Here is a 26028-nt window from a genome sequence, read left to right on the forward strand (position 1 = left end):
ACCAGCGCCACAAAAAAGCCCGCTGATTAAGCGGGCTTTTTTATTTCGGCTGGTATCGCCAATCAGCGGCTTGCGGCTTTCTTCTTACTGCCTGGCAGCAGGTGCGAAAACACCGCGTGCAGGTCATCGGAGGCCGTTTCGCCGTCCAGATTGAGCTTGGCGTCAACGCTGTCCATGTGGCGCATCATCAGGTCCACGGCCACTTCGACGTTGCCAGCCTCGATGGCGTCAATCACCTGATCGTGCTCGGCATCCGAGCAATGGGTGCGGCTGTTGCTTTCATACAGGGCGATGATCAGCGAGGTCTGCGAAATCAGGCTACGCAGAAAGCCCAGCAGGGTCAGGTTACCGGCCGCTTCCGCGAGTTTCAGGTGGAACTCACCCGACAGGCGAATGCCCATGCCACGATCGCCACGGGCAAAACAGTCGCGCTCATCGATCACCATCTGGCGCAGTGCGGCAATCTGTTCCGGTTTGGCGTTCTTGCAGGCCAGTTCGGTAATCGCCCGTTCGATCATGCGGCGCACATAGAAGATCTGCCGGGCTTCTTCCGCCCCCGGGCTGGCGACTACCGCACCACGATTCGGGCGCAGCAGTACCACGCCTTCATGGGCCAGGCGTGACAGCGCACGGCGGATGATGGTGCGACTGACGCCGAAGATTTCACCGAGCGCCTCTTCACTGAGCTTGGTGCCAGGAGCCAGACGCTGCTCGAGAATGGCATCAAAGATATGGGCGTAAACGACATCGTCCTGAGTCCCGCTGCGAGTGCTCTTGCCTTCGCGCGTCTGCTTCTTTAGGGGCTGCAATTGTTCGTTCATTGTGGCTCGCGTGATCTGGATTCGGCGGTTGCTGATGCAACTCTACTGCGTGTTACCCACTGGTTGGCAAGGTAAGTCAGTGAAAAGTCACAAATAAAAAGCTCCTGCATTGTACACAATGTGATCAATACGTACACCGCCATCACGGCATAACCACCTGGCAAATGCGCATGAGCAGGCCTTTTCAGCCCTTGAGCCACAACGTTACTCGTGCAGCAGAAAAAAACTGAACGCTGAAGGCCGTGTCTGTCTTGCCAAAAGACGCTCTTAAAATGCCTTGCAGCGTCTCATTTATAAGACACAACGCCGCTCAGCACGGGCGTTTGCTGACACGTCCTTGATCTTCTCAAAAGACTGTCTCAGCGCCTTCGGTAGATCATCTGTTTTGCATAGATAAAAAAACCGAGTACATCCCGAATTTTAACCAGAAACATTATTTGCTTTTTTTGTATACAACATCATAATCGGCCTCAGTGTGATTTCTTGACCAACAAGTCAGCTAACACGCCAGCAAGCCCAAACACACCACCTACCTCAAGAGTCGAGCAGCGCGCAGCACAGGCTCTGGGTGGCACACAACAAAAGATGAGGAGTACCCCTGTGGAAAGCGCTAAACAAGAACAACAGGCGACCCAGATGCAAGACTTGATAAAGCCCGGATTACTCGACCGCTTCTTCAAGCTGACCGAACACCGCACCACCATCAAAACTGAGCTGCTGGCGGGCCTGACGACTTTCGTCACCATGGCTTACATCATCTTCGTCAACCCCAACATCATGGCCTCTGCGGGTGTCGACCACGGTGCTGCCTTCGTTGCCACCTGCATCGGCGCAGCCCTGGGCTGCTTCCTTATGGGGCTGTATGCCAACTGGCCTGTTGGCCTGGCACCGGGCATGGGGCTCAATGCATTCTTCACCTACACCGTAGTCGGCGAGATGGGCTACAGCTGGCAGGTTGCCCTTGGCGCGGTGTTTATCTCCGGCGTGCTGTTCATGATCATGAGCCTGTCGAAGATCCGCGAGTGGTTGCTCAACAGCATTCCCATGAGCTTGCGCTTTGCCATGGGTGCGGGGGTGGGTCTGTTCCTCGGCCTGATCGGTTTGAAGACCGCCGGTATTGTCGTCGACAGCCCGGCCACGCTGCTGACCATGGGTTCGTTCGGTGAGCCGAATGCCGTCCTCGCAGCCATCTGCTTTCTGCTGATCGCAGTCCTCAGCCACCGCAATGTATTCGGCGCTATCCTGTTCAGCATGCTCGGTGTGACCGCCGTGGGCTGGGCAATGGGTCTGGTTGAATACAACGGCCTGGTGTCCATGCCGCCAAGCCTGGCTCCAACCTTTATGGCCATGGACATTGCCGGCGCCTTCAACATCGCCATGGTCAGCGTGATTCTGGCCTTCCTCTTCGTCAACATGTTCGACACCGCCGGCACTTTGATGGGTGTTGCCCATCGCGCCAACCTGGTGGATGAAGACGGCAAGATCCAGAACCTGTCCAAGGCCCTGAAAGCCGACAGTACTTCCAGTGTCATCGGTGCCATGGTCGGTTGCCCGCCTGTCACCAGCTATGTGGAAAGTGCTTCGGGTGTGGCAGCCGGTGGTCGTACCGGTCTGACCGCCATCACCGTCGGCGTACTGTTCATGGCAGCTATGTTCTTCGCCCCGCTGGCCGGCATGATCCCCGCCTACGCCACCGCTGGCGCGTTGATCTATGTCGCCATGCTGATGATGAGCGGCATGGCCCACATTGACTGGAAAGACCACACCGACACCATCCCGGCGATCGTGACCGTGGTGATGATGCCGCTGACCTTCTCCATCGCCAACGGCATTGCCCTGGGCTTCCTGACCTATGCCACGCTGAAGCTGCTGACCGGCCAGCGCGACAAGGTATCGGTAAGCCTGTACGTTCTATGCATCATCTTTATCGCCAAGTTCGCCTTCCTGTAAGGTTGGCCAGCTAGCCCCAAGCCCCGGCGTGTTGCGTCGGGGCTTTCGTACATCTGGAGAATCGGTAATGAGTCTGGAAACCTGGCTGTTGTTCGCAAGCGCTGCACTGGTGGTGATCCTGATCCCCGGCCCGCTGTCACTGCTGATGGTCAGCAACAGCCTCAATTACGGCCTGCGCCGCTCGGCTCCGGCCTTTATCGGCGGGGTGTCAGCCTCGATCTGCCTGCTGAGCGCTTCCGCCCTGGGACTGGGCGCCCTATTACTGGCCTCCGAGCAGCTGTTCAGCCTGCTCAAGCTGGTCGGTGCGCTGTACCTGTTCTACCTCGCCTGGCAGAGCTGGCAGGAATCACGCAAAGCCGCCAAGCCGGTGACGGCCGAAGAGCAGCCAGTCAACCCAAGTTTTCGCAGCATGTTCTGGAAAGCCTTCGGCCTGGGCGCAAGCAACCCCAAGGACATCCTGTTCTTCGCCGCCTTCCTGCCGCAATTCATCAGCGCCGAACGCCCCATGCTGGGCCAGTTGCTGGTGATGATCGCCACCTGGGCGGTGCTCGACCTGTGCTGCAAGCTGTTCTACGGCCTGAGCGCCCAGGGTGCTGCGCGCTACCTGCGCTCAGGTAAGGGCCAGGTGTGGTTCAACCGTATCAGTGCTGCGCTGTTTGGCGGTGCCGGCGCTGCCTCACTGCTTAGTCGCTAACGCTATTACTGAACTCGCGAAGCCCACAGCCCTGGGCTTCGCGCTCCGCCCCATTCAGCCGCTCAAATTGCAGGCAAAAAAAAGCCCGCAGTGTGGGCGGGCTAATGACTCTTGAATGGAGTCAGAGGGTGACAAGCATTCGGTTTCAGCTACCGCGGTAGGTGGAGTAGCTGTATGGGGAAATCAGCAAGGGCACGTGGTAATGCTCCTGGCCGGCATCGATACCAAAGCGCAGCACCACCACATCCAGGAAGGCCTGCTCAGGCAGCTTGACGCCGCGAGCACGGTAATAATCGCCAGCATGGAAGTGCAGTTGATACACACCCGTGCGGTATTGCTCACCTTGCAACACAGGGGCATCACAGCGGCCATCGTGATTGGTGAGAACGCTGGTAAGCAGCTCAAGCTGAGCCCCTTCAACGCGATACAGCTCGATCTTCAGCTCGCTGCCAGGGCAACCGTGGGCAGCATCCAGTACGTGTGTAGTCAATCGTCCCATTGCGTATGGGCATCTGCGTGAACCCGCCAGCACAGATGCCGCACCTCCTCTACTTTTATTGAAATTCGCCAGAGCAGTCAGAGCAGTCAGAGCAGCCGCCATAACGACTGCCCAGCAGAGCACCTGATCCAGAGAATAAGACATTTACACAAAAAGTTGTACACAATAATTTGCTATTTTTTGCATTAACAGCCGAGCCAAGGTAAATCAAAATCATGGATAAGCGCTTGCCATACCTGGCTTTAACGGAAAACTCCTGACAGCTTGGACAAATTCGATGGCAACGCACTTTTTCGCAAAATAAGTGAATTTTCGATTTACAAAACACAAAGCACTTTGTATACAATTGAACCATCACGGTCGTGCAACGTGCTGACGCTTGCCCTATGACCGCCACAACAGCAAGAAGGAAGACTGCAGTGAGCGCTGACTACCCACGCGACCTGATCGGTTACGCCAACAACCCGCCCCACCCGCACTGGCCGAATGATGCGCGCATCGCCCTGTCGTTTGTTCTCAATTACGAAGAAGGTGGCGAACGCAACATCCTCCATGGCGACAAGGAGTCCGAGGCGTTTCTCTCCGAAATGGTCGCGGCACAACCGCTGCAGGGCCAGCGTAACCTGTGCATGGAATCGCTCTACGAGTATGGCAGCCGCGCCGGTGTCTGGCGTTTGCTCAACCTGTTCCAGAAACACAACATCCCGCTGACCATCTTTGCCGTGGCCATGGCGGCGCAGCGTCACCCGGATGCGATCAAGGCGATGGCCGCCGCAGGTCACGAGATCTGCAGCCACGGCTACCGCTGGATCGACTACCAGAACATGAGCGAAGCCGAAGAGCGCGAGCATATGCTCGAAGCCATCCGCATCCTCACCGAACTGACCGGCGAACGCCCAGTGGGCTGGTACACCGGCCGCCTCGGCCCGAACACCCGCCGCCTGGTGCGTGAAGAAGGTGGCTTCCTGTATGACAGCGACACCTACGACGACGACCTGCCCTACTGGGACCCGGCCAGCACCGCAGCCAAGCCGCATCTGGTGATCCCCTACACCTTGGACACCAATGACATGCGCTTCACTCAGGTGCAGGGCTTCAACAAGGGCGATGACTTCTTCGAGTACCTGAAAGATGCCTTCGATGTGCTCTACGCCGAAGGCGTGGCCGGCGCACCGAAGATGCTTTCGATCGGCATGCACTGCCGCCTGCTCGGCCGCCCGGCGCGCCTGGCATCGCTGGCAAAATTTCTCGAATACGTGCAAAGCCACGAAAAAGTCTGGTGCGCCCGCCGCGTCGACATCGCTAAACACTGGCACGCGACCCATCCGCTGCAAGAGCCATCCAAGGAGAGCTCGAAATGAGCCGTTTTCAAACCCTGACCCCATCGCGCCTGAGCCGCGAAGACTTCGTAAAAGTCTTCGCCGACATTTACGAACACTCGCCCTGGGTCGCCGAGAAGGCTTTTGACCTGGGCCAGGACGACAGCATCAACGAAATCAACGGCCTGCATCAGCGCATGGCCGACCTGTTGCTCAGTGCCAGCCACGCTGCACAGCTGGCGCTGATCAATGCTCACCCGGATCTGGCCGGCAAGGCAGCCGTTCGTGGTGAGTTAACCGCCTCCTCCACATCGGAGCAGGCCGGTGCGGGCATTCATGAATGCACCGCAGAAGAGTTCGTCCGCTTTACCGAACTGAACGATGCCTACAAGGCCAAGTTCGGCTTCCCCTTCATCATGGCGGTGAAAGGCAGCAATCGGCACCAGATCCTGGCGGCTTTCGAGGAGCGGATTCACAACTCCCCGGAGCAGGAATTCGCCTGTGCGCTGGCCGAGATCAACAAGATCGCGCTGTTCCGCTTGCAGCAGTTGTAGGCCGCAAGCCCACCGCCCTCCCCAACGCCATCATCTAAGGCAGACATTTCATGAAAGCTTACGCCGTACCCTTTGAGAAATACGTCAACCTCGCCGACGCACGCCTGGGCACCAAGGCCATCTCGGTCACCGACGACTGGTTCGCCGACGTTAACCGTCTGTTCCAGCCGACCCCGGCCGTATGGAAGGAGGGCGTGTTCGATGATAACGGCAAGTGGATGGATGGCTGGGAGTCGCGCCGCAAGCGCTTCGAAGGTTACGACAGCGCAGTGATCCGCCTGGGCGTACCGGGCTCGATCAAAGGCGTGGACATCGACACCAGTTTCTTCACCGGTAACTTCCCGCCGTCGGCGTCCCTTGAAGGCTGCTTCGTCGCCGAAGGTGACCCAACCGACGCCACCCAGTGGACCGAGGTGCTGGGCGCAGTCGAACTGCAAGGCAACAGCCACCACTACCACGAAATCAATAACGCCCAGGCCTTCACCCACCTGCGCTTCAACATCTATCCAGACGGCGGCGTCGCTCGTCTGCGCGTTTACGGCGTACCGTTCCGTGACTGGAGCAATGTCGGCGACAACGAGCAGATTGACCTGGCAGCTGCACTGAATGGCGGTCGCGCCCTGGCCTGCTCGGACGAACACTTCGGCCGCATGAGCAACATCCTCAACCCGGGCCGTGGCATCAACATGGGCGACGGCTGGGAAACCGCACGTCGTCGCACACCGGGTAACGACTGGGTAATCGTCGCCCTCGGCCATCCGGGCGAGATCGAACGCATTGTCGTCGACACCCTGCACTTCAAAGGCAACTATCCGGACAGCTGCTCGATCCAGGGCGCATTCGTCAAAGGTGGCACCGACAGCCAGATCGAAACCCAGAGCCTGTTCTGGCGCGACCTGCTGCCGAGCCAGAAGCTGCAGATGCACGCCGAACACGAGTTCAGCGAGCAGATCAACGCACTGGGGCCGATCACCCACGTACGGGTGAACGTATTCCCGGACGGTGGTATCAGCCGCCTGCGTCTGTTCGGCAAAGTCGCCAAGTAAGCCAATAAAACCCCTCTCCCATTGGGAGAGGGGCATAAACGAACGAACAAGAAGACCAACATGCGCACATTGATCATCGAGCCGCTGAGCAAAGAAGCATTCGCCCCCTTTGGTGACGTTATCGAAACCGACGGCAGCGAGTACTTCATGATCAACAATGGCTCCACTCGCCGTTATCACAAACTGGCCACGGTCGAGACCGCACAGCCAGAGGATAAGGCGATCATCAGCATCTTCAGTGCCGAGGCACTGGATATGCCGCTGACCATTCGCATGCTGGAGCGCCATCCGCAGGGCAGTCAGGCGTTTATTCCACTGCTCGGCAACCCCTTTCTGATCGTGGTCGCGCCAGTTGGCGATGCACCTGAGTCAGAGTTGGTCCGCGCCTTCCGCAGCAATGGCAGGCAGGGCATTAATTACCATCGCGGCGTCTGGCACCACCCGGTGCTGACGATCGAAAAGCGGGATGACTTCCTGGTGGTTGATCGCAGCGGTTCTGGCAACAACTGCGATGAGCATTTCTTTACCGACGACGAGCAACTGCTCCTCGCCCCCCACCAATAAGAGAAGCCCAGAGGACCGGCGTGCCGGCACTGGGAAAGAGGTACTGATTGTGGAAGCGCATTTTACTGAATGGCTGAACCTGGGTATCCGCTGGATCCATATGATCACCGGCATTGCCTGGATCGGCGCATCCTTCTATTTCGTCTGGTTGGAAAACAACCTCAACCGCAGCAATCCCCGTGAAGGCCTATCAGGCGACCTCTGGGCGATCCACGGCGGCGGTATCTACCACCTGGAAAAGTACAAGCTGGCTCCGCCGAAAATGCCGGAGAACCTGCACTGGTTCAAATGGGAAGCCTATTTCACCTGGCTGTCGGGCATCGCCCTGATGCTGGTGGTCTACTACCTCAACCCGAGCCTGTACCTGGTCAAGCCTGGCGTTGATCTGGCCCCGGAAATGGCCATTGCCATCGGCTTTGGTTCGATGATTGCCGGTTATATCGCCTATCACTTCCTCTGCGACTCGCCTCTGGGCAAGCAGCCTGCTCTGCTCGGTGCTGTGCTGTTCGTGCTGATCATCGCTGCCGCCTACGGCTTCAGCCAGATCTTCAGCGGCCGCGCGGCTTATATCCATGTCGGCGCGATCATCGGCACCATCATGGTCGGCAACGTGTTCTTCACCATCATGCCCGCGCAGCGAGCACTGGTTAAGGCCATCGAAACCAACACCACGCCCGACCCGACCCTGCCAGCCAAGGGCTTGCTGCGTTCGCGTCACAACAACTACTTCACCCTGCCAGTGCTGTTCATCATGATCAGCAACCACTTCCCGAGCACCTACGGCAGCCAGTACAACTGGTTGATCCTGGCGGGTATCGCGATGCTGGCCGTGCTGGTACGCCACTACTTCAACACCCGTCATGACAGCAGCAAGTACGTCTGGACCCTGCCAGCCGCAGCACTGGGGATGATCTGCCTGGCCTTTGTCACCGGCCCGAGCATGAAAGCCGCCAGCACTGATGCCCCCAAAGCGGCCGTGATCAAGTACGCCCCCGTTCCGGCTACCGGCATCAGCGGTCACCCGGAGGTGGCCGCCAAGGCAGCCGAAGCAGCCAGCACGCCCGCCGCGCCTGTTGCCAGCGCGCCTGCTGCTGATGGCGTTGAGTTTGCCAAAGTCAGCAGCGTGATCCACGAACGTTGCAGCGTGTGCCACTCGGCCACGCCGAGCAGCCCGATGTTCACTGCACCACCGGCCGGCTTTATTCTCGACACGCCGGAACAGATCAAGGCGCAAGCCGCGAAGATCCACGCGCAAAGTGTTGCTTCGCAGATCATGCCGCTGGGCAACATCACCCAGATGACCCAGGAAGAACGCGAGCTGATTGGCTCGTGGATCGACCAGGGCGCGCAGCTCAACTAAGCCGTATCAGGCCGCACCTACGGGTGCGGCTTGCCTTTGCCAGCCCCCTTGCTCGCGGTTTTTCTGCCGCCGTAATACCCGCCCCCGCTGTCCATCTTCCCAGCTTGAAAGCCCCTTATCAGAAAGCGCTGTAGACCACGGTTGACGCGGCCTGCGAGCAATCTGACTAGCGGTATATTTTTGTGCACAATAATAAAATAAATTGTTTTAAACGATGTAAACAAGTTGTTATAGTTAACTCATTCTGACTCGCCGGACAACTTCCTGCCTGATCAGCTAGAGGCCCCGTGAAGCCTCGTGTAAGCCCACGACCAAGAACAACAACTGGCAGGCTATGACATGACCACGACTAGCAGCTTCCACACACCAGCTACGCTTGGATTACGCTTGCGCGTAATATCGCTGCCGGCCCATGCCCGTCCTGTGCACCTATTGCACAACCTACCGGCCACCCCCAAACACATACCGCAAAGCCCCTCTGCACCCTTGCGCCTTGTATCGCACGCATGCGCCTGGCCAGAGCAACGGGCTTGCCATCGCCCTGAATGATCCACTGTATGCTTCTGCGCCCCGCCGCACAGACGCGCCACCTTGTAAGTCCACAATAAGGAAAACGTGATGAAACTGAAGCACCTGCCTCACTCGATCGCCCTCGCCACCGCGCTACTGTCGGCACAACACGCCTGCGCTGAAGGCGCCTTCCTCTGGCAAGACACCAGTCTGTCCTACCTCTACGGCAGCAACTTCCAGCGCCTGAACAACAACGCCGAAGAACAGCGTTCACAGAGCACCTTCACCCTGGAAAACGCCAGCGGCTGGACCTGGGGCGACACCTTCTTTTTCCTCGACTACATCGACGCAGACAATAGCCAGGCACGTGGCAGCAACTTCGGCAACCTCAAGGTCAAAGAGAAAAGCAGCTTCTACTACATGGAGTTCTCGCCGCGCGTTAGCCTCAGCTGGCTGACCGGCCAGGACCTCTCCGTAGGCCCGATCAAGGACGTCAAAGCCGCCTTCACCTATGAGAAAGGCAACGGAGGCCCAGGCACCGAAAACTACCTCTACGGTATAGGCCTGGACTGGGACGCACCGGGTTTCGCCTTCCTGCAGACCAACCTGTACCGCGTGAAGATCAACAACCACATCTTCTTCGACCATGACTTCAAGGCCAGCGACAAGGGTAACGGCTACACCACCCAGCTGACCGTCGCCGGTGCCTATCCATTCGCCATTGGCGACCAGAGCTTTGTGATCGACGGTTATGTCGACTGGCGCGCACCGTCCAAGGACGCTGGCACCCAGACCTCTGTTGGCTCCTCGATCCAGATCAAGTGGGATGCGGGCAAGGCGCTGTTCGGCGAAGAGCGCAAGCTGTATGTCGGTACCGAGCTGAACATGTGGCACAACAAGTACGGCGTCAAACCAATCGACGGTTCCACCGACGGTTTCGATCAGACCGCCGTACAAGCGCTGGTCAAGTACCACTTCTAAGCCGATAGGCTTGATGCGGATCGTCGGGTAGGCGGCCTCTGCAGTCAAAGGGGATGGCAGCGATGCCATCCCCTTTTTATTTTCATCGCGCAGATGTAGGAGCGGCCCATGGCGCGATCACTTTTCGTGGACATGGGCCGTACCTACACCCATTGCACTGTTATGCGCAGAAAAAAACCGCTCAATGGAGCGGTTTTTGTTGGTTCATCACATCACTGCGACTGCGCTTCCTTGTGCTTTTTCCGCTCCAGGAAATCCAGCTTCCATTGCTCCAGACCGATACGATCGGGATCCAGATTAGCCTCGACTTTGTACTGGTTTTTCAGCGCGGCAATTTCACTCTTCTGCTCGACCAGAAAACGGTCAAAACGCTGCATCAAGGCCGTGTGTTTGAGGGTTGAAAGCTTAAAGCTGCCACGGTTGTGCGGCAGCGTTGGGTCAAATACCAGGGCACCAGGCCGGGCACGGATGTTGTCCAGGTAATGAGTAGCCACCACTACGTTGAAATAGGCACCGTCGGTATCTTTCTTCAACGCCTGGCGAATCATCTGGCGCAGGTCATCGCTGTAGGTCAGCTCGATCTGCCCGGCATCGATCCGCTCCTGATAGCCCCAAGGGGTCCAGCCATTGACTATGGCCAGACGTTTAACCTGCTCAATTGGCTGGCCCAGAAGCTGCGGCGCCACCAGCACGCCATCAACATAGTCGACCACAGCCTGGCTGTAGATCAGTGGCTTACCAGCCTTCTGTGTCTGCGCCCAGGTGTCGCTGTCCGGGTACTTCAGGTCTACCTGACCATTGAGCAGCGCAGGCAGCAACTGCTCGACCGGCAGCACCTTGTAACTCAGCTCCACCCCGCTTTTCTGGGCAAACAGGTCAAACAGATCACGGGCAAACCCCTGGTACTGGCCCTGCGCGTCAATGCTGTAATGCGGGGCGAAGGCCAGTTTCTCGACACCGATCACATAGCTTTCAGCCTGGACGGCGGTGGAACAGATTACGGCGAACAAACTGCAGACGTGCAAAGGCTTCACAGCAAACCTCCTGTTAAGTGTGATGTGGATTGGGAGTGAAGAAAGGCAGCGCTAGCCGCCGGTCATACTCATAAAGCGCACCACCTGCACCTGGCTATCGCTCTGGAAGTGGTGGCGTTCGGGTTTGAGTTGCAAGGCTTGCATCAAGGCATCACGCAGACGCTGACTGTCCCCAGGATGGGCACGCATCAGGCCTTTCAGGTCCAGAGCATTTTCATGCCCCAGACACAGCACCAGCTTGCCCTCAGCAGTGACCCGCACACGGTTGCAGTCGCCGCAGAAGTTGTGGCTGTGGGGGGAGATAAAACCGACCTGGGTGTCGCTGCCAACCACCTGCCAATAGCGCGAAGGGCCGCCGGTCAGCTTGCTGCTGCGCACCAGGGCGTAACGCTGCTCGATGCGCTCACGCACCTCGTCGCTGGAGCAGAAGGTCTGCTCGCGCTGGTGGCTGGAAATACTACCCAGGGGCATTTCTTCGATAAAACTGATGTCCAGGCCGCGCGCCATGGCGAACTCGACCAGATCGAGCACTTCGTCATCGTTGCGGTCTTTCTGCACCACGGCGTTGAGTTTGATTTTGCGAAAACCCGCCGTACGTGCCGCCTCGATGCCTTCGAGCACCTGATCGAGTTTGTCGCGCCGGGTAAAAGCCGCAAAGCGCTCACGCTGCAATGAGTCAAGGCTGACATTCAGGCGCTTGACCCCGGCTGCGCGCAGTTGCGGTGCCAGCTCGGCCAGTTGCGAGCCATTGGTGGTGATGGCCAGGTCTTCCAGCTCGGGACGCTGACCCAGGCGAGTCAGCAGGCTCAGCAGGTTCTTGCGCACCAGTGGCTCGCCACCGGTAATGCGGATGCGCTTGACCCCAAGGCCGATAAAGGCGTCCGCCACGGTATAGAGTTCTTCCAAGCTGAGGATCTGCTCGCGCGGGGCGAACACCATGTCCTCACTCATGCAATACGTGCAGCGGAAGTCGCAGCGATCGGTAACCGATAACCGCAGGTAGGTGATGCGCCGACCGAAGGGGTCAACCAGCTGATTGCTCACGGCATGTCTCCTGAAGCTCAACGAGCCGAGACTTCTTGTTATGAATGCAGATAACCAGATAAAAACAGAAAATCATGATTTTGTATACAACAACTTGACTTACAGGTCAGATAGCCCTGCAAGGCCCAGCCTGCATGCCTTGAGCGCCGTACAAAGCCGGTGCTACCATCCCCCGCGCTGCCCAACGCCGGGCGATAGACAGAAGCAACGAGGCTTATGACCAGTATTCGCGAGCGTAACAAAGAGCTGATTTTGCGCGCAGCCAGTGAGGAGTTTGCCGACAAGGGCTTTGCCGCCAGCAAGACCAGCGATATCGCCGCCAAGGCTGGGGTGCCCAAGCCCAACGTCTACTACTACTTCAAATCGAAAGAAAACCTCTACCGCGAAGTGCTGGAAAGCATCATCGAACCACTGCTGGAAGCCTCCGCACCATTCAACCAGCCCGGCAAACCTGCCGACGTGCTGCGCGCCTATATCCGCTCGAAAATCCGCATTTCCCGCGAACTGCCCTCCGCCTCCAAGGTATTCGCCAGCGAGATCATGCACGGTGCGCCGCACCTGTCTGCCGACCAGACTGCGCAACTGAATGCCCAGGCCAAACACAATATCTCCTGCATCCAGGGCTGGATCGACCAGGGCTTGATGGCCAAGGTTGACCCACACCACCTGCTGTTCAGCATCTGGGCCGCAACCCAGACCTACGCCGACTTCGACTGGCAGATTTCCACCGTCACCGGCAAGGCCAGCCTCGATGAAGCCGATTACGAGGCCGCTGCGCAGACCATCATCCGCCTAGTGATCAAAGGCTGCGATATCGACGAAACCCAGCCCAGCCCGTCCGAACAGGTCACAAACGCCTAAGCCTGGTTATCCGCCCTGCCCCGGATAAACGGCACCAATAAAAAACGGTGAATGCCGCAAAGCATTCACCGTTTTTTATTGCGGCTCTAGTTACGGCGAAAGCCGCGCATTATCAAGCGGCGATACCCGCATCCGGTTTCAGCCCGACCGACTCCACCGCGCTCACCGCGCACTGCTCATCGATATCCGAGGTATCACCAGTGATACCCACTGCGCCGATTACCTCGCCGCGCTCATCACGGATCAGCACACCACCCGGTACCGGCACCAGTTGACCGTCTGCCAGGTTGTTTACCGCGCCGATAAATGCCGGGCGCTGCTGCGCGTCGGCCGCAATCAGGCGCGAGCCCTTGCCCAGCGCCAACGCACCCCAGGCCTTGCCGATGGCGATTTGCGGGCGTAGCAGGCTGGCGCCGTCTTCGCGCTGCAGGCTGATCAGGTGACCGCCGGCATCCAGTACGGCAACAGTCAGCGGTGCGGCAGAGATTTCCCGAGCGACTGCCAGGGCGCGGTTACTGATGGTGGTGGCGATTTGCAGATTCAACGTACTCATCTTGGGTTTTCCTCAAGGCTAATAAATCCAACGAAACACCCAGCGCTGCGCCGCCTACAGGGCGATTGACAGTAGCCGGGCAATCCAAAGCTCGCCACCACTATCCCACCAGAAACAAAAAACTCAATAGTCGAATACAATACAAATAGTCTTTGTATACAGTTATGCGTATCGCTTTCCGCATCAGATCAAGCACCCCAGCTAAAACGCTTGTTTTAAAAGATTTTTTGCCAGACGGCGGCTTGGCGACAAAACGTGTTGACCAGAAGGTCAGGCCATGAATAGAATCCAAGCCAGCTGTTTTGTATACAATCTGATAACAAACGAGGCACAAGACAATGGCCAAAATGAGAGCAATCGAGGCCGCCGTACTGGTGATGCGCCGCGAAGGCGTTGACACTGCGTTCGGCATTCCCGGCGCCGCCATCAACCCCCTGTACGCTGCACTGAAAAAAGTCGGCGGTATCGACCACGTCCTGGCTCGCCACGTCGAAGGTGCCTCGCACATGGCTGAGGGTTACACCCGCACCAATGCCGGCAACATCGGTGTGTGCATCGGCACTTCCGGCCCTGCAGGCACTGACATGGTCACCGGGCTGTACTCGGCATCGGCCGACTCCATTCCAATTCTGTGCATCACCGGCCAAGCGCCGCGTGCCCGTATGCACAAGGAAGACTTCCAGGCCGTCGACATCACCAGCATCGTCAAGCCGGTGACCAAATGGGCAACTACCGTGATGGAGCCAGGCCAAGTGCCGCGCGCCTTCCAGAAAGCCTTCTATGAAATGCGCAGCGGTCGTCCTGGCCCGGTGCTGATCGACCTGCCGTTCGACGTGCAGATGGCCGAGATTGAATTCGACATCGACGCCTACGAGCCGCTGCCGCTGGCCAAACCGGCGACCAACCGCGTGCAGGCAGAAAAAGCCATCGCCATGCTCAACGACGCCGAGCGTCCGTTGCTGGTTGCCGGTGGCGGTATCTTCAATGCCGACGCCGCCGACAAACTGGTGGAGTTCGCCGAACTGACCGGCGTGCCAGTTGTACCGACCCTGATGGGCTGGGGCGTGATCCCGGATGACCACAAGCTGATGGTCGGCATGGTCGGTCTGCAGACTTCACACCGTTACGGCAACGCCACCCTGCTGGCTTCCGACCTGGTGTTCGGTATCGGTAACCGCTGGGCCAACCGCCACACCGGTTCGGTTGATGTCTACACCGAAGGCCGCAAATTCATCCACGTCGACATCGAACCGACGCAGATTGGCCGTGTATTCAACCCGGACCTGGGCATCGTTTCCGATGCTGGTTCGGCGCTGGACGCCTTCCTGGAAGTGGCTCGCGAATGGAAAGCCGCTGGCAAGCTGAAAGATCGCAGCGCCTGGCTGGACAGCTGCCGCGAGCGTAAGCGCACCCTGCAGCGCAAGACCCACTTCGACAACGTGCCGGCCAAGCCGCAGCGCGTGTACGAAGAGATGAACGAAGCGTTCGGCAAGGACACCTGCTACGTCACCACCATCGGTCTGTCGCAGATCGCTGGCGCGCAGTTCCTCCACGTCTACAAGCCGCGTCACTGGATCAACTGTGGTCAGGCAGGTCCGCTGGGCTGGACCATTCCGGCAGCGCTGGGTGTGGTCAAGGCCGACCCCTCGCGCTCCGTTGTAGCGCTGTCCGGCGACTACGACTTCCAGTTCATGATCGAAGAGCTGGCGGTAGGCGCACAGTTCAACCTGCCGTACATCCACGTGCTGGTGAACAACTCCTACCTGGGTCTGATCCGTCAGGCGCAGCGCGGCTTCGAGATCGACTACTGCGTACAGCTGGCGTTCGAGAACATCAACGCGCCGGAAATCAACGGTTACGGTGTTGACCACGTTGCCGTGGTTGAAGGCCTGGGCTGTAAGGCCATCCGCGTGTTCGACCCGAACGAGCTGCAAAACGCCTTCGCCGAAGCCAAGCGCCTGATGGCCGAGCACCGCGTACCGGTGGTGGTGGAAATTATCCTGGAGCGTGTCACCAACATCTCCATGGGTACCGAAATCAACGCCGTCAACGAGTTCGAAGAACTGGCCGAACGCGGCGTCGACGCCCCGACGGCCATCTCGCTGCTCGACTAAATCGCTTACTGAACCAGTAGCCCGGATAGGTTATCCGGGCTGCGCAAGACAAGGAGCACACCATGCCCCGTTTTGCCGCCAACCTGTCGATGCTGTTCACCGAAGTGGACTTCATGGACCGTTTCGCCGCTGCCGCCGATGCTGACTTTAGCGGTGTTGAATACCTGTTCCCCTACGATTTCAGCGCCGAAGAAATCAAAGCGCGCCTGGATGCCAACAAACTTGAGCAGGTGCTGTTCAACCTGCCGGCTGGCGATTGGGCCAAGGGTGAGCGTGGTATCGCCTGCCACCCTGACCGCGTTGAAGAATTCCGCGCTGGCGTGGACAAAGCCATCGCCTACGCCAAGGTATTGGGCAACACGCAGATCAACTGCCTGGCCGGTATCCGCCCGCAAGGTCTGGATTGCGCCACCGTCGAGCAGACCTTTGTCGACAACCTCAAGTTTGCCGCTGAAAAACTGCAAGCTGCGGGCATCAAGCTGGTCATGGAAATGATCAACACCCGCGACATCCCGGGCTTCTACCTGAACACCACGAAGCAGGCCCTGGCGATTCGCGACAAGGTCGCAAGCAGCAACCTGTTCCTGCAATACGACATCTACCACATGCAGATCATGGAAGGTGACCTGGCGCGTACCGTCGAGGCCAACCTGCCTGTGATCAACCATGTGCAGTTGGCCGACAACCCGGGCCGCAACGAGCCGGGCACTGGCGAGATCAACTACCGCTTCCTCTTCGAGCACCTGGACCGCATTGGCTACCAGGGCTGGATCGGCTGTGAATACAAGCCAGCCACCACCACCGCTGCCGGCCTCGGCTGGATGAAGGCACATAACGCAATCTGAATCAGAGGATATTTCTCATGGCAAAAATCGGATTTATCGGCACCGGCATCATGGGCAAGCCTATGGCGCAGAACCTGCAAAATGCCGGGCACACCCTGTTCTTCTCCGAGCACTTCGACAAGGCTCCGGCTGACCTGCTGGGCAACAACGGCATCGGCCTGGCCAACCCGCGCGAAGTGGCGCAGGAAGCTGAATTCATCATCATCATGGTGCCGGACACCCCTCAGGTTGAAGACGTGCTGTTCCGCGCTGACGGCGTAGCCGCAGGTGTGGGCGCTGGCAAAGTAGTGATCGACATGAGCTCGATCTCGCCGACCGCCACCAAGCAGTTCGCCGAGAAAATCAAAGCCACTGGCGCAGCCTACCTGGATGCTCCGGTATCCGGCGGTGAAGTCGGTGCCAAAGCGGCTACCCTGTCGATCATGGTAGGCGGTTGCCCGAATGCCTTCGAACGCGCCCTGCCGCTGTTCCAGGCCATGGGCAAGAACATCACCCGCGTTGGCGGTAACGGTGACGGTCAGACCGCCAAGGTCGCCAACCAGATCATCGTTGCCCTGAACATCCAGGCAGTGGCCGAAGCCCTGCTGTTCGCCGCCAAGAATGGCGCCGATCCAGCCAAGGTACGTGAAGCACTGATGGGCGGTTTCGCCGGCTCGAAGATCCTTGAAGTGCACGGCGAGCGCATGATCAAGGGCACCTTCGACCCAGGCTTCCGTATCAGCCTGCACCAGAAGGACCTCAACCTGGCCCTGGCCGGTGCGCGCGAGCTGGGCCTCAACCTGCCCAACACCGCCAACGCCCAGCAAGTGTTCAGCACCTGTGCAGCCATCGGTGGCAGCAACTGGGACCACTCGGCATTGATCAAAGGCCTGGAACACATGGCCAACTTCAACATCCGCGGCGAGTAAGCAACAGGTTTCAGGGCGGGGTCAGCCGCCCTGAAACAACCCTTTCGATCTGTCCGGCAGGCGGTGTCACGGCCTGCCTGCCGGGTGGGTCGATTCTAGTGCGCAGCGCCTTGGCCCAGGGCGCTGCGCACTAGAATCGAACGTGCTTCAGTAATAAAAAGTGGCTCCGGCCCTATCAAGAGAGATCGCCATGTCCATCGATCCGTCTTTCAATCCAACGTCCCTGCTGCGCGAGCTGTTCGCCAGCGCCATCGACGCCGCTCACCCGCGCCAGGTGCTGGCTGATTACCTGCCGGAAGACCGCAGCGGCCGCGTTATCGTGATCGGCGCAGGTAAAGCCGCCGCAGCCATGGCCGAAGTGATCGAGCAGGAATGGCAAGGCGAAGTCTCCGGCCTGGTGGTCACCCGCTATGAACACGGCGCCAACTGCCGGAAGATCGAAGTGGTCGAAGCCGCGCACCCGGTGCCGGACGATGCCGGCGAGCGCGTCGCGCGACGCGTGCTGGAGCTGGTGTCGAACCTCAGCGAAGACGACCGGGTGATCTTCCTCCTCTCCGGTGGCGGCTCCTCGCTGCTGGCGTTGCCGGCCGAGTGCATCAGCCTCAAGGACAAGCAAGCGATCAACAAGGCCCTGCTCAAATCCGGCGCCACCATCGGCGAGATGAACTGCGTACGCAAGCATCTCTCGGCGATCAAGGGCGGCCGTCTGGCCAAGGCCTGCTGGCCGGCCACCGTGTACACCTACGCCATCTCCGACGTGCCCGGTGACGAAGCCACGGTGATTGCCTCCGGCCCCACCGTGGGTGACCCGACCACCTCGGCCGAAGCCCTGGCGATTCTTGCCCGCTACGCCATCGACATCCCGACCAACGTACGCAGCTGGCTGCAGGACCCACGCTCAGAAACGGTCAAGCCGGGCGATCCGGTACTCGCTCGTAGCCACTTCCAATTGATCGCCACCCCGCAGCAGTCGCTCGACGCCGCCGCGGCCAAGGCCGAAGCCGCCGGTTTCCCGGTGCTGATCCTCGGCGACCTGGAAGGCGAGTCGCGCGACGTGGCCAAGGTGCATGCCGGCATCGCCCGCCAGGTGCAGCTGCACGGCCAGCCGATCAAACCGCCCTGCGTAATCCTCTCCGGCGGCGAAACCACCGTCACCGTGCGCGGCAACGGCCGTGGCGGGCGCAACGCCGAATTTCTCCTGAGCCTGACTGACAGCCTCAAGGGCCTGCCTGGCGTCTACGCCCTGGCTGGCGACACCGATGGCATTGACGGTTCGGAAGACAACGCCGGGGCCATCATGACCCCCGACAGCTATGCCCGCGCCCATGATATGGGCCTGAGCAGCAGCGATGAGCTGGATAACAACAACGGCTACGGCTACTTCGCCGCCCTCGATCAACTGATCGTCACCGGGCCGACGCGTACCAACGTCAACGATTTTCGCGCCATCCTCATTCTTGAGAACCCTGCCCAATGAACGCCGACAAGAAAGTAAAAATCCTCGCCACCCTTGGCCCAGCGATCAAAACCATCGACGACATCCGCCAGCTGGTCGAAAACGGGGTCAACCTGTTCCGCCTCAACTTCAGCCACGGCGAACACGCCGACCACGCCCAACGTTACAACTGGGTGCGTGAAGTCGAACAACAGCTGAATACCCCGATCGGCATCCTCATGGATCTGCAAGGGCCCAAACTGCGCGTTGGCCGCTTCGCCGAGGGCAAGGTCAACCTGCAACGCGGCCAGACCCTGCGCCTGGATCTGGACAGCACCCCGGGTGACGTCAACCGGGTCAACCTGCCGCACCCGGAAATCATCGAAGCGCTGCAACCGGGCATGAGCCTGCTGCTCGACGATGGCCGCCTGCGACTGCAAGTTACTGCCAAGCACAGCGATGCAGTGATCACCGAAGTGATCGCCGGTGGCGAGCTGTCCGACCGCAAGGGCGTCAACGTGCCGGAAGCGGTGCTGCAACTCAGCCCGCTGACCGAGAAAGATCGCCGCGACCTGAGCTTCGGCCTGGAGCTGGGTGTGGACTGGGTGGCGCTGTCGTTCGTGCAACGCCCGGAAGACATCATCGAAGCCCGCGAATTGATTCAGGGCAAAGCCGCGCTGATGGCCAAGATCGAGAAGCCCTCGGCGGTGATTCACCTGGAAGAAATCGCCAAACTGTGCGACGCGATCATGGTCGCCCGTGGTGACCTGGGCGTGGAAGTGCCGGCTGAAAACGTACCGCGCATTCAGAAAGACATCATCCGTACCTGCCGCCAGCTCGGCCGGCCGGTGGTGGTGGCCACGCAGATGCTCGAATCCATGCGCTTCTCCCCTGCGCCGACCCGCGCCGAGGTCACTGACGTGGCCAACGCTGTGGCCGAAGGCGCCGATGCGGTGATGCTCTCGGCGGAAACCGCTTCCGGTGATTACCCACAGGAAGCCGTGCAGATGATGAGCAAGATCATCCGCCAGGTGGAGAACGGCCCGGACTTCCAGGCTCAGCTGGATGTCAGCCGCCCACAGGCCGAAGCCACCGCGTCGGATGCAATCAGCTGCGCCATCCGCCGCATCAGCAGCATCCTGCCGGTCGCCGCACTGGTGAACTACACCGAGTCGGGCAACTCCAGCCTGCGCGCCTCACGCGAGCGGCCGAAAGCACCGATCCTCAGCCTGACCCCGAACCTCGATACCGCTCGCCGCCTGAGTGTGGCCTGGGGTGTGTATTCGGTGGTCAATGCACGCCTGAGCAAGGTCGAGGAAGTCACCCGCACCGCCCTGGAAACCGCCCGTTCGGCTGGGCTGGCGAACACCGGTGACACCGTGGTGATTACCGCTGGCGAGCCATTCGGTCAGCCTGGCAGCACCAACAGCCTGCGGATTGAAATCCTGCATTGATCAAAAGCGCTGCGACAGACCCCAGCACCGCCGCAGCGCACCACTCCCACGCTGGCTTTGCCAGTTTGAAGGCACTCACTGTTCCCGCGGTGGGTGCCTCTTTTTATTCCCGGCCCCGGTGATTGTTTACTCAGGTTCGTCTGTATGTCGCCATTACCGCTCCCCACCCACGCTTTGCAGGGCTTTCGCACCCTGCTCAAAGGCTTCAGTCAGATTTTTCTGCAAGCCAACTCCGGCTGCGGCCTGCTGGTGCTCCTGGCGATTGCCATCGGTGCTCCGCAACTGCTTGGCGGCGCACTGCTCGGTTGCCTGAGCAGCACATTGACCGCGCAGCGCCGGGGTTATGCCAAAGCCGACATCGAACTCGGCTTGTACGGCTACAACGGCGTGCTGCTGGGTATGCTGATCAGCCTGCAATTTGCCTGGTCAGCGCTGTTACCGCTATTGATCATCGTCAGTGCCGGAGCCTCCAGCCTGCTGCTCAGCGTATGGATGCGCTGTATGCGCGAACGTCAGTGGCTGCCGGCCTTCACCTTTCCCTTTGTCGGCCTGAGCTGGCTGCTGCTGTGGCTGGCCCCGGTTCTGCAGCTTGAGCTGACGCAGCCCGTACCCAGTGCTGCACAAGCACTGGACTGGTGGGCCAGCCTGATTGCCATGGCGCGCGGTTTGGGCCAGGTGATTTTTCTCGATCAACCATTGGCCGGCGTCTGCCTGCTGCTGGGTCTGCTTCTGGCGGATCGACGCGCCGCCTGCTGGGCGCTCCTCGGCTCCACCGGTGGTTTGGCGCTGGCGCTGTATCAAGGGCTACCGCAGCACAGTGCGCTGACCGGTCTGTATGGCTATAACGCCGCGCTGGCGGCTATCGCCCTCAGTCAGGTGCATCGCCGCATTTGGCTGCCAGCCCTGGGTATCGCCCTGGCGCTGGTGCTGCAACCCGGCTTCAGCGCCCTGGGTCTACCAGCGCTGACCATGCCGTTTATCCTCACCTGCTGGCTGGTCAGCGCGACGCAACGCCTGCTGCGCAAAGCCGCAGTCGACTGCACGCCACTGCCGCCGGCCAGCCAAGACAAGGTACGTCGAGAAAAGATGCCCTGAGGGAAAAATCAGCCGCGCTCGATGGGCGTCGACGTCAGCTCGAAGGGGCTGTTGCTGCGCCGCTGGTTACGGTCTTCACGCGGTGTGGCACCGAAGAAGTTGCGGTAGGCGCTGGAGAAATGCGGGCCGGAGGAGAAGCCGCAGGACAGGCCGATCTGGATGATCGATTTGCTGGTTTGCATCAGCAACTGGCGCGCCTTGTTCAGGCGTAGTTCCAGGTAGTACTGGCTGGGCACGCGGTTGAGGTACTGCTTGAAGATGCGTTCCAGCTGACGCCGCGACACGCACACGTGCTGGGCAATTTCGTCGGTGGTCAGCGGCTCTTCGATATTGGCTTCCATCAGCAACACGGCCTGGGTCAGCTTGGGGTGGCTGGAGCCCAGACGGTTCTGCAGCGGAATGCGCTGGCGCTCGCCGCCTTCACGGATGCGTTCAACCACCAACTCTTCGGAAACCGCACCGGCCAGCTCCGCACCGTGATCACGGGCCAGAAGGGCCAGCAGCAGATCAAGCACAGCCAAACCGCCACAGGCGGTGAGGCGATCACGGTCCCAGTCGAACAGATGACTGGTGGCAATCACCTTGGGGAAACGCTCGCTGAAATCATCCTGCCAGCGCCAGTGCACCGAGGCGCGGTAGCCATCGAGCAAGCCGAGCTGTGCCAGCGGGTAGACCCCGGCGGCAATCGCGCCGATCACACAACCGCTGCGCACCAGTTGCTTGAGCGCGGCGGAGAGCGCAGCAGGCATCGGCCCCGGTGGCTCATCGGCGAGCAGAAAGAGCTTCTGGCAGCCTTCCAGCTTGCCCACCCAGGATTCCCCCGGCAGCCGCCACGCACCTTCAAGCGGTGCTTCAGCCTGCAGAAACAGCAGCTCGTAGACCACCTCGGGGTGCACGCGCTGGGCAACGCGCAGCGCTTCTTCCGCCAAGGCCAGGGTCAGGGGCTTGGTGTTGGGCCAAAGCAGGAAGCCAATTCGGTGGGCATTCATGGGGGGCAGTTTAGGCTCTGTTGGCGATTATGGGCATAGCTCGGATGCGTGCAGATGTTGCCGCGGGTTATTTGAGACTGCCAGAAAGGAACTGCTGCAGACGTTCGGATTGTGGATTGGCCAGCACTTCTTTCGGGCAACCACGCTCTTCCACCACGCCTTTGTGGAGGAACACCAACTGGTTGGACACCTCACGGGCAAAGCCCATTTCGTGGGTCACCACAACCATGGTGCGGCCTTCCTGCGCCAGATCCTGCATAACCTTCAACACTTCACCCACCAGCTCCGGGTCCAGCGCCGAAGTCGGCTCGTCGAACAGCATCACCTCAGGCTCCATGGCCAGGGCACGGGCAATCGCCACACGCTGCTGCTCGCCGCCACTCATATGTGCCGGGTAGGCATCTTTACGATGGGCCACGCCCACCTTGTTCAGGTAGTACTCGGCTTTTTCCAGGGCGTCCTTCTTGCTCATACCGAGCACGTGCACCGGAGCTTCCATGACGTTTTCCAACACGTTCATGTGCGACCACAGGTTGAAGTGCTGAAACACCATCGACAGACGCGAGCGCATACGCTGCAACTGCTTGGGATCAGCGGCTTTCAGGCCACCGTCCTTGTTGGCCACCAGTTTCAGCTCTTCGTTGTTGAGCAGAATCTTGCCGCCGTGCGGTTGCTCCAGCAGGTTGATGCAGCGCAGGAAGGTACTTTTACCGGAACCACTGGAACCGATAATGCTGATCACATCGCCGGCCTTGGCTGCCAGTGACACGCCTTTCAATACTTCGTGGCTGCCGTAGCGCTTGTGCAGATCCTGAACTTCAAGTTTGTACATGGTTTCCACTCTCTTGAATCAGTCGCTGAGCAAGCGACCCTGGCGAATAGGGGTACGACCGGCCACCTTGGCCAACCACAAACCGGGCTGGGCAAAACGCAACCGTTCGCGCGCATAGAGCACACCGTCTGTGGCCGCGCAGACAGTGGTGTGGCGATCGTCCAACGGATCGATCACCTCAAACAGGGGATCACCGGCCTTAACCCGCGCGCCCACCGGTTGCAGAAAACTCACCACCCCGGCATGCGGCGCATACACATACTGTGCGCCGGCAAAGGGCGTGGCCTCACAGCTTTCCGCGGGCGCGGCCGGCCAGTCACCGGCGATCAGGCCCTGTTCGGCAAGGAACGCCAGAATGCTTTCGGCGCTGGCCTCGGCCTGCGGTTTACCGGTATCGGCCATGCCGCCCAGCTCGACAGTCACCGCCAGGCTGGCCATTGGCACCACTGCCTGAGGAAACTGCCGCGCCAGATTGACCCAGGGCAAGGCACAGGCCTCATCAAAGGAATTGCCGCCGGAATCCTCGACGGTCAGCGCCGCACCGGCCTGCAAACGGGCGGCCAGGGTGCGCAGCTGTGGCCATTGCTGCGGCAGCAGGTACAGATGCACGGCAGCATCGAAATCACAGTGCAGGTCGAGCACCACATCGGCATCGCAGGCATGTTTCAGCAATAGGCGCTGCATGCCTTGCAGCTCTGAGCCTGCGGGAGGCAAGGCGTCCAGCGCAGCGAGCATGGCCGTACGGATCATCCGTACATTGCTCGGCCCGTCCGGCCCTAGACAGCCGTGCAATGCCGGTGCAATGGCAGCCGCCAGGTCAGGGAAGTCGCGGTTGAAGTTCTTCCCGCTGCCCAGTTCGAAGCGGCCCTGATGGCTGGCCTGGAACATCTGCCCCAGACCAATCGGGTTGGCCACCGGTACCAGTTCGATCACCCCGGTCAGCCGCCCCTGGGCTTCCAGCTCACGTATACGGCGCTTGAGCTCCACCGCCACGCGCATACCCGGCAGCTCATCGGCATGCAGCGAGGCCTGGATATAGGCCTTGCACGGGCCGTGGCCAAAACGGAACACGCTCAAACGGCGCTCGGTTCCGGGGCAGCCCCAGGGCAGTGGATGATCGATACGCTGCATGCTCTGTTCCTCAGGCCTTTCGCGGGGCCAGGTAGGCCAGCCAGCGGCGTTCGGCCAGCTTGAACAGGCGTACGAGGATAAAGGTCAGGCACAGGTAGAACAGGCCGGCCGTAATAAACGCCTCGAACGGCAGGTAGTACTGCGAACTGACGGTGCGCGCCGCGCCGGTGATGTCGATCAGGGTGACGATCGAGGCCAGCGAGGTGGTGTGCAGCATCATGATCACTTCGTTGCTGTACTGCGGCAGTGCGCGGCGCAGGGCCGACGGCAGGAGGATGCGGCGGTACAGCTTGAAGCGCGACATGCCCATGGCCTTGGCGGCTTCGATCTCACCATGCGGTGTGGCTTTGAGGCTGCCGGCGAGAATTTCCGCGCTGTAGGCGCTGGTGTTGATGGCAAACGCCAGGCAGGCACAGAAGGTGGCACTGGAGAAGTACGGCCACAGCGCACTCTCACGCACGACCTCGAACTGCGCCAGGCCGTAATAGATGAGAAACAGCTGCACCAGCATCGGCGTGCCGCGAATCACATAGGTGTAGAGCCAGGCCGGGAAGTTGACCAGCGCCGATTTGGACACGCGCATCAGGCCCAGAGGAATGGCCAGGGCCAGGCCACAGGCCAGGGAAATCAGCAGAATTTTCAGGGTCACCAGCACGCCACCAAAGTACAGCGGCAGGTTTTCCAGGATTACGTTGTAGTCAAAGATCATCGCTGCGCTCCCCGCTTACAGATCAGCGGCTTTGATGCCGACCGAGTAACGTTTTTCCAGGTAACGCAAGGCCAGCAGCGACACGCTGGTCAGCACCAGATACAGGGCCGCCACGGCCAGGTAGAAGGTAAACGGCTCGCGGGTGGCATCAGCGGCGCTTTTCGCCTTGAACATCATGTCCTGCAGCCCCACCACGGAAATCAGTGCGGTGGCTTTGGTCAGCACCAACCAGTTGTTGGTGAAGCCCGGAATGGCGAAGCGAATCATCTGCGGCACCAGAATGCGGAAGAACACCTGCATGCCACTCATGCCGTATGCCGCACCGGCTTCGGCCTGACCTTTGGGGATGGCCATAAAGGCGCCGCGGAAGGTCTCCGACAGGTAAGCACCAAAGATAAAACCCATGGTGAACACGCCGGCAATAAAGGGGTTGATATCGATGTAGTCGTCGTAGCCGAGCAGCGGCGCGATACGGTTCACCATGTCCTGGCCGCCGTAGAAGATCAGCAGGATCAGCACCAGATCGGGAATCCCGCGGATTACCGTAGCGTAGGTTTCACCCAGCAGCGCCAGCCACTTGATCGGCGACAGGCGAAACGCCGCACCCAGCAGACCCAAGACGATGGCCACGGCCATGGATGTGAGCGCCAGAATCAGGGTGAGCCAGGCACCCTCCAGAATGGTCGAGCCGTAGCCGTTGAGCATGCTCTGCTTACCTCATGCAAA

Annotated in this window: 25 protein-coding genes; 15 read left to right on the forward strand and 10 right to left on the reverse strand. The window is 59.9% G+C overall.

The window, feature by feature from the left end; all coding sequences use genetic code 11:
• Positions 1-62 precede the first annotated feature (62 nt).
• Positions 63-821: a GntR family transcriptional regulator gene (locus IOD17_RS10140; protein WP_090253579.1), complete on the reverse strand. Its 759-nt coding sequence runs from the start codon at positions 819-821 to the stop codon at positions 63-65.
• A gap of 600 nt (positions 822-1421) precedes the next feature.
• Between IOD17_RS10140 and IOD17_RS10145 the strand changes: the two genes are divergently transcribed.
• On the forward strand, positions 1422-2771 hold the full coding sequence (locus IOD17_RS10145; RefSeq protein WP_418904260.1) for an NCS2 family permease: 1350 nt from the start codon (positions 1422-1424) through the stop codon (positions 2769-2771).
• A gap of 67 nt (positions 2772-2838) precedes the next feature.
• A complete protein-coding gene (locus IOD17_RS10150) occupies positions 2839-3465 on the forward strand; it encodes a LysE family translocator (protein WP_233684973.1) in 627 nt (208 codons plus the stop codon).
• 145 nt (positions 3466-3610) lie between these two features.
• On the opposite strand, the gene uraH is transcribed toward IOD17_RS10150, so the two are convergent.
• Positions 3611-3964: a hydroxyisourate hydrolase gene (uraH, locus tag IOD17_RS10155; protein ID WP_418904261.1), complete on the reverse strand. Its 354-nt coding sequence runs from the start codon at positions 3962-3964 to the stop codon at positions 3611-3613.
• A 419-nt stretch (positions 3965-4383) separates the two neighbouring features.
• Between uraH and puuE the strand changes: the two genes are divergently transcribed.
• From puuE to IOD17_RS10185, 6 genes are all read left to right on the forward strand, one after another.
• Positions 4384-5325 carry an allantoinase PuuE gene (puuE, locus tag IOD17_RS10160; RefSeq protein WP_233684974.1) on the forward strand — a complete coding sequence of 314 codons (942 nt, stop codon included), beginning with the start codon at positions 4384-4386 and terminating at the stop codon, positions 5323-5325.
• The gene (gene uraD, locus IOD17_RS10165; RefSeq protein WP_233684975.1) at positions 5322-5837 is read left to right on the forward strand and encodes a 2-oxo-4-hydroxy-4-carboxy-5-ureidoimidazoline decarboxylase; all 516 of its coding nucleotides are present in this window, start codon (positions 5322-5324) and stop codon (positions 5835-5837) included. Before puuE ends, uraD begins: the two co-directional genes overlap by 4 nt.
• A gap of 50 nt (positions 5838-5887) precedes the next feature.
• Positions 5888-6883 carry an allantoicase gene (alc, locus tag IOD17_RS10170; RefSeq protein WP_160014353.1) on the forward strand — a complete coding sequence of 332 codons (996 nt, stop codon included), beginning with the start codon at positions 5888-5890 and terminating at the stop codon, positions 6881-6883.
• A 60-nt stretch (positions 6884-6943) separates the two neighbouring features.
• Positions 6944-7447 (forward strand): ureidoglycolate lyase, encoded by a 504-nt coding sequence (locus IOD17_RS10175; protein ID WP_233684976.1) that lies wholly within the window; start codon positions 6944-6946, stop codon positions 7445-7447.
• Positions 7448-7496: 49 nt separating this feature from the next.
• Positions 7497-8807: a urate hydroxylase PuuD gene (locus tag IOD17_RS10180; RefSeq protein ID WP_233684977.1), complete on the forward strand. Its 1311-nt coding sequence runs from the start codon at positions 7497-7499 to the stop codon at positions 8805-8807.
• A gap of 618 nt (positions 8808-9425) precedes the next feature.
• Complete coding sequence (locus IOD17_RS10185) at positions 9426-10298, forward strand: outer membrane protein OmpK (RefSeq protein WP_233684978.1); 873 nt, start codon at positions 9426-9428, stop codon at positions 10296-10298.
• A 212-nt stretch (positions 10299-10510) separates the two neighbouring features.
• Here the strand turns inward: IOD17_RS10185 and IOD17_RS10190 are convergent, their stop codons facing one another.
• Together IOD17_RS10190 and moaA are read right to left on the reverse strand one after the other, a co-directional pair.
• Positions 10511-11332 carry a transporter substrate-binding domain-containing protein gene (locus IOD17_RS10190; RefSeq protein ID WP_233684979.1) on the reverse strand — a complete coding sequence of 274 codons (822 nt, stop codon included), beginning with the start codon at positions 11330-11332 and terminating at the stop codon, positions 10511-10513.
• 51 nt (positions 11333-11383) lie between these two features.
• Complete coding sequence (moaA, locus tag IOD17_RS10195; protein WP_233684980.1) at positions 11384-12376, reverse strand: GTP 3',8-cyclase MoaA; 993 nt, start codon at positions 12374-12376, stop codon at positions 11384-11386.
• A gap of 216 nt (positions 12377-12592) precedes the next feature.
• On the opposite strand from moaA, the gene IOD17_RS10200 reads away from it, so the two are divergent.
• Positions 12593-13237, forward strand: coding sequence for a TetR/AcrR family transcriptional regulator (locus IOD17_RS10200; protein WP_233684981.1), 645 nt, complete (start codon positions 12593-12595; stop codon positions 13235-13237).
• Positions 13238-13349: 112 nt separating this feature from the next.
• On the opposite strand, the gene IOD17_RS10205 is transcribed toward IOD17_RS10200, so the two are convergent.
• Positions 13350-13790, reverse strand: coding sequence for a GlcG/HbpS family heme-binding protein (locus IOD17_RS10205; protein WP_233684982.1), 441 nt, complete (start codon positions 13788-13790; stop codon positions 13350-13352).
• Between the two features lie 338 nt (positions 13791-14128).
• On the opposite strand from IOD17_RS10205, the gene gcl reads away from it, so the two are divergent.
• From gcl to IOD17_RS10235, 6 genes are all read left to right on the forward strand, one after another.
• On the forward strand, positions 14129-15904 hold the full coding sequence (gene gcl / locus IOD17_RS10210; RefSeq protein ID WP_233684983.1) for a glyoxylate carboligase: 1776 nt from the start codon (positions 14129-14131) through the stop codon (positions 15902-15904).
• Between the two features lie 62 nt (positions 15905-15966).
• A complete protein-coding gene (gene hyi / locus IOD17_RS10215) occupies positions 15967-16749 on the forward strand; it encodes a hydroxypyruvate isomerase (protein ID WP_233684984.1) in 783 nt (260 codons plus the stop codon).
• Between the two features lie 17 nt (positions 16750-16766).
• Entirely contained in the window at positions 16767-17657 is an 891-nt protein-coding gene (locus IOD17_RS10220) for a 2-hydroxy-3-oxopropionate reductase (protein ID WP_233684985.1), read from the forward strand.
• Between the two features lie 190 nt (positions 17658-17847).
• On the forward strand, positions 17848-19134 hold the full coding sequence (locus IOD17_RS10225; protein ID WP_233684986.1) for a glycerate kinase type-2 family protein: 1287 nt from the start codon (positions 17848-17850) through the stop codon (positions 19132-19134).
• Positions 19131-20546 carry a pyruvate kinase gene (gene pyk / locus IOD17_RS10230; protein ID WP_233684987.1) on the forward strand — a complete coding sequence of 472 codons (1416 nt, stop codon included), beginning with the start codon at positions 19131-19133 and terminating at the stop codon, positions 20544-20546. Before IOD17_RS10225 ends, pyk begins: the two co-directional genes overlap by 4 nt.
• Positions 20547-20690: 144 nt before the next feature.
• A complete protein-coding gene (locus IOD17_RS10235) occupies positions 20691-21641 on the forward strand; it encodes an urea transporter (RefSeq protein WP_233684988.1) in 951 nt (316 codons plus the stop codon).
• A gap of 8 nt (positions 21642-21649) precedes the next feature.
• Here the strand turns inward: IOD17_RS10235 and argR are convergent, their stop codons facing one another.
• From argR to IOD17_RS10260, 5 genes are all read right to left on the reverse strand, one after another.
• Positions 21650-22630 (reverse strand): transcriptional regulator ArgR, encoded by a 981-nt coding sequence (argR, locus tag IOD17_RS10240; protein WP_233684989.1) that lies wholly within the window; start codon positions 22628-22630, stop codon positions 21650-21652.
• Positions 22631-22697: 67 nt separating this feature from the next.
• Entirely contained in the window at positions 22698-23462 is a 765-nt protein-coding gene (locus IOD17_RS10245) for an ABC transporter ATP-binding protein (protein ID WP_233684990.1), read from the reverse strand.
• A gap of 18 nt (positions 23463-23480) precedes the next feature.
• Positions 23481-24593, reverse strand: a complete 1113-nt coding sequence (locus IOD17_RS10250) for a succinylglutamate desuccinylase/aspartoacylase family protein (RefSeq protein ID WP_233684991.1) — start codon at positions 24591-24593, stop codon at positions 23481-23483.
• Between the two features lie 10 nt (positions 24594-24603).
• Positions 24604-25302 carry an ABC transporter permease gene (locus tag IOD17_RS10255; protein WP_233684992.1) on the reverse strand — a complete coding sequence of 233 codons (699 nt, stop codon included), beginning with the start codon at positions 25300-25302 and terminating at the stop codon, positions 24604-24606.
• A gap of 15 nt (positions 25303-25317) precedes the next feature.
• Entirely contained in the window at positions 25318-26007 is a 690-nt protein-coding gene (locus IOD17_RS10260) for an ABC transporter permease (protein ID WP_233684993.1), read from the reverse strand.
• Between the last annotated feature and the right edge of the window lie 21 nt (positions 26008-26028).

The sequence above is a fragment of the Pseudomonas anguilliseptica genome, assembly GCF_021375795.1.
Taxonomy (GTDB): domain Bacteria; phylum Pseudomonadota; class Gammaproteobacteria; order Pseudomonadales; family Pseudomonadaceae; genus Aquipseudomonas; species Aquipseudomonas anguilliseptica_A.

Excerpts from the sequence above, each read along its gene's own strand:
- IOD17_RS10140 (WP_090253579.1), bottom strand. The coding sequence starts at position 821 with ATGAACGAACAATTGCAGCCCCTAAAGAAGCAGACGCGCGAAGGCAAG.
- IOD17_RS10150 (WP_233684973.1), top strand. The coding sequence starts at position 2,839 with ATGAGTCTGGAAACCTGGCTGTTGTTCGCAAGCGCTGCACTGGTGGTG.
- uraH (WP_418904261.1), bottom strand. The coding sequence starts at position 3,964 with ATGGGACGATTGACTACACACGTACTGGATGCTGCCCACGGTTGCCCT.
- uraD (WP_233684975.1), top strand. The coding sequence starts at position 5,322 with ATGAGCCGTTTTCAAACCCTGACCCCATCGCGCCTGAGCCGCGAAGAC.
- alc (WP_160014353.1), top strand. The coding sequence starts at position 5,888 with ATGAAAGCTTACGCCGTACCCTTTGAGAAATACGTCAACCTCGCCGAC.
- IOD17_RS10175 (WP_233684976.1), top strand. The coding sequence starts at position 6,944 with ATGCGCACATTGATCATCGAGCCGCTGAGCAAAGAAGCATTCGCCCCC.
- IOD17_RS10185 (WP_233684978.1), top strand. The coding sequence starts at position 9,426 with ATGAAACTGAAGCACCTGCCTCACTCGATCGCCCTCGCCACCGCGCTA.
- IOD17_RS10200 (WP_233684981.1), top strand. The coding sequence starts at position 12,593 with ATGACCAGTATTCGCGAGCGTAACAAAGAGCTGATTTTGCGCGCAGCC.
- IOD17_RS10205 (WP_233684982.1), bottom strand. The coding sequence starts at position 13,790 with ATGAGTACGTTGAATCTGCAAATCGCCACCACCATCAGTAACCGCGCC.
- gcl (WP_233684983.1), top strand. The coding sequence starts at position 14,129 with ATGGCCAAAATGAGAGCAATCGAGGCCGCCGTACTGGTGATGCGCCGC.
- hyi (WP_233684984.1), top strand. The coding sequence starts at position 15,967 with ATGCCCCGTTTTGCCGCCAACCTGTCGATGCTGTTCACCGAAGTGGAC.
- IOD17_RS10220 (WP_233684985.1), top strand. The coding sequence starts at position 16,767 with ATGGCAAAAATCGGATTTATCGGCACCGGCATCATGGGCAAGCCTATG.
- IOD17_RS10225 (WP_233684986.1), top strand. The coding sequence starts at position 17,848 with ATGTCCATCGATCCGTCTTTCAATCCAACGTCCCTGCTGCGCGAGCTG.
- pyk (WP_233684987.1), top strand. The coding sequence starts at position 19,131 with ATGAACGCCGACAAGAAAGTAAAAATCCTCGCCACCCTTGGCCCAGCG.
- IOD17_RS10235 (WP_233684988.1), top strand. The coding sequence starts at position 20,691 with ATGTCGCCATTACCGCTCCCCACCCACGCTTTGCAGGGCTTTCGCACC.
- argR (WP_233684989.1), bottom strand. The coding sequence starts at position 22,630 with ATGAATGCCCACCGAATTGGCTTCCTGCTTTGGCCCAACACCAAGCCC.
- IOD17_RS10245 (WP_233684990.1), bottom strand. The coding sequence starts at position 23,462 with ATGTACAAACTTGAAGTTCAGGATCTGCACAAGCGCTACGGCAGCCAC.
- IOD17_RS10250 (WP_233684991.1), bottom strand. The coding sequence starts at position 24,593 with ATGCAGCGTATCGATCATCCACTGCCCTGGGGCTGCCCCGGAACCGAG.
- IOD17_RS10255 (WP_233684992.1), bottom strand. The coding sequence starts at position 25,302 with ATGATCTTTGACTACAACGTAATCCTGGAAAACCTGCCGCTGTACTTT.
- IOD17_RS10260 (WP_233684993.1), bottom strand. The coding sequence starts at position 26,007 with ATGCTCAACGGCTACGGCTCGACCATTCTGGAGGGTGCCTGGCTCACC.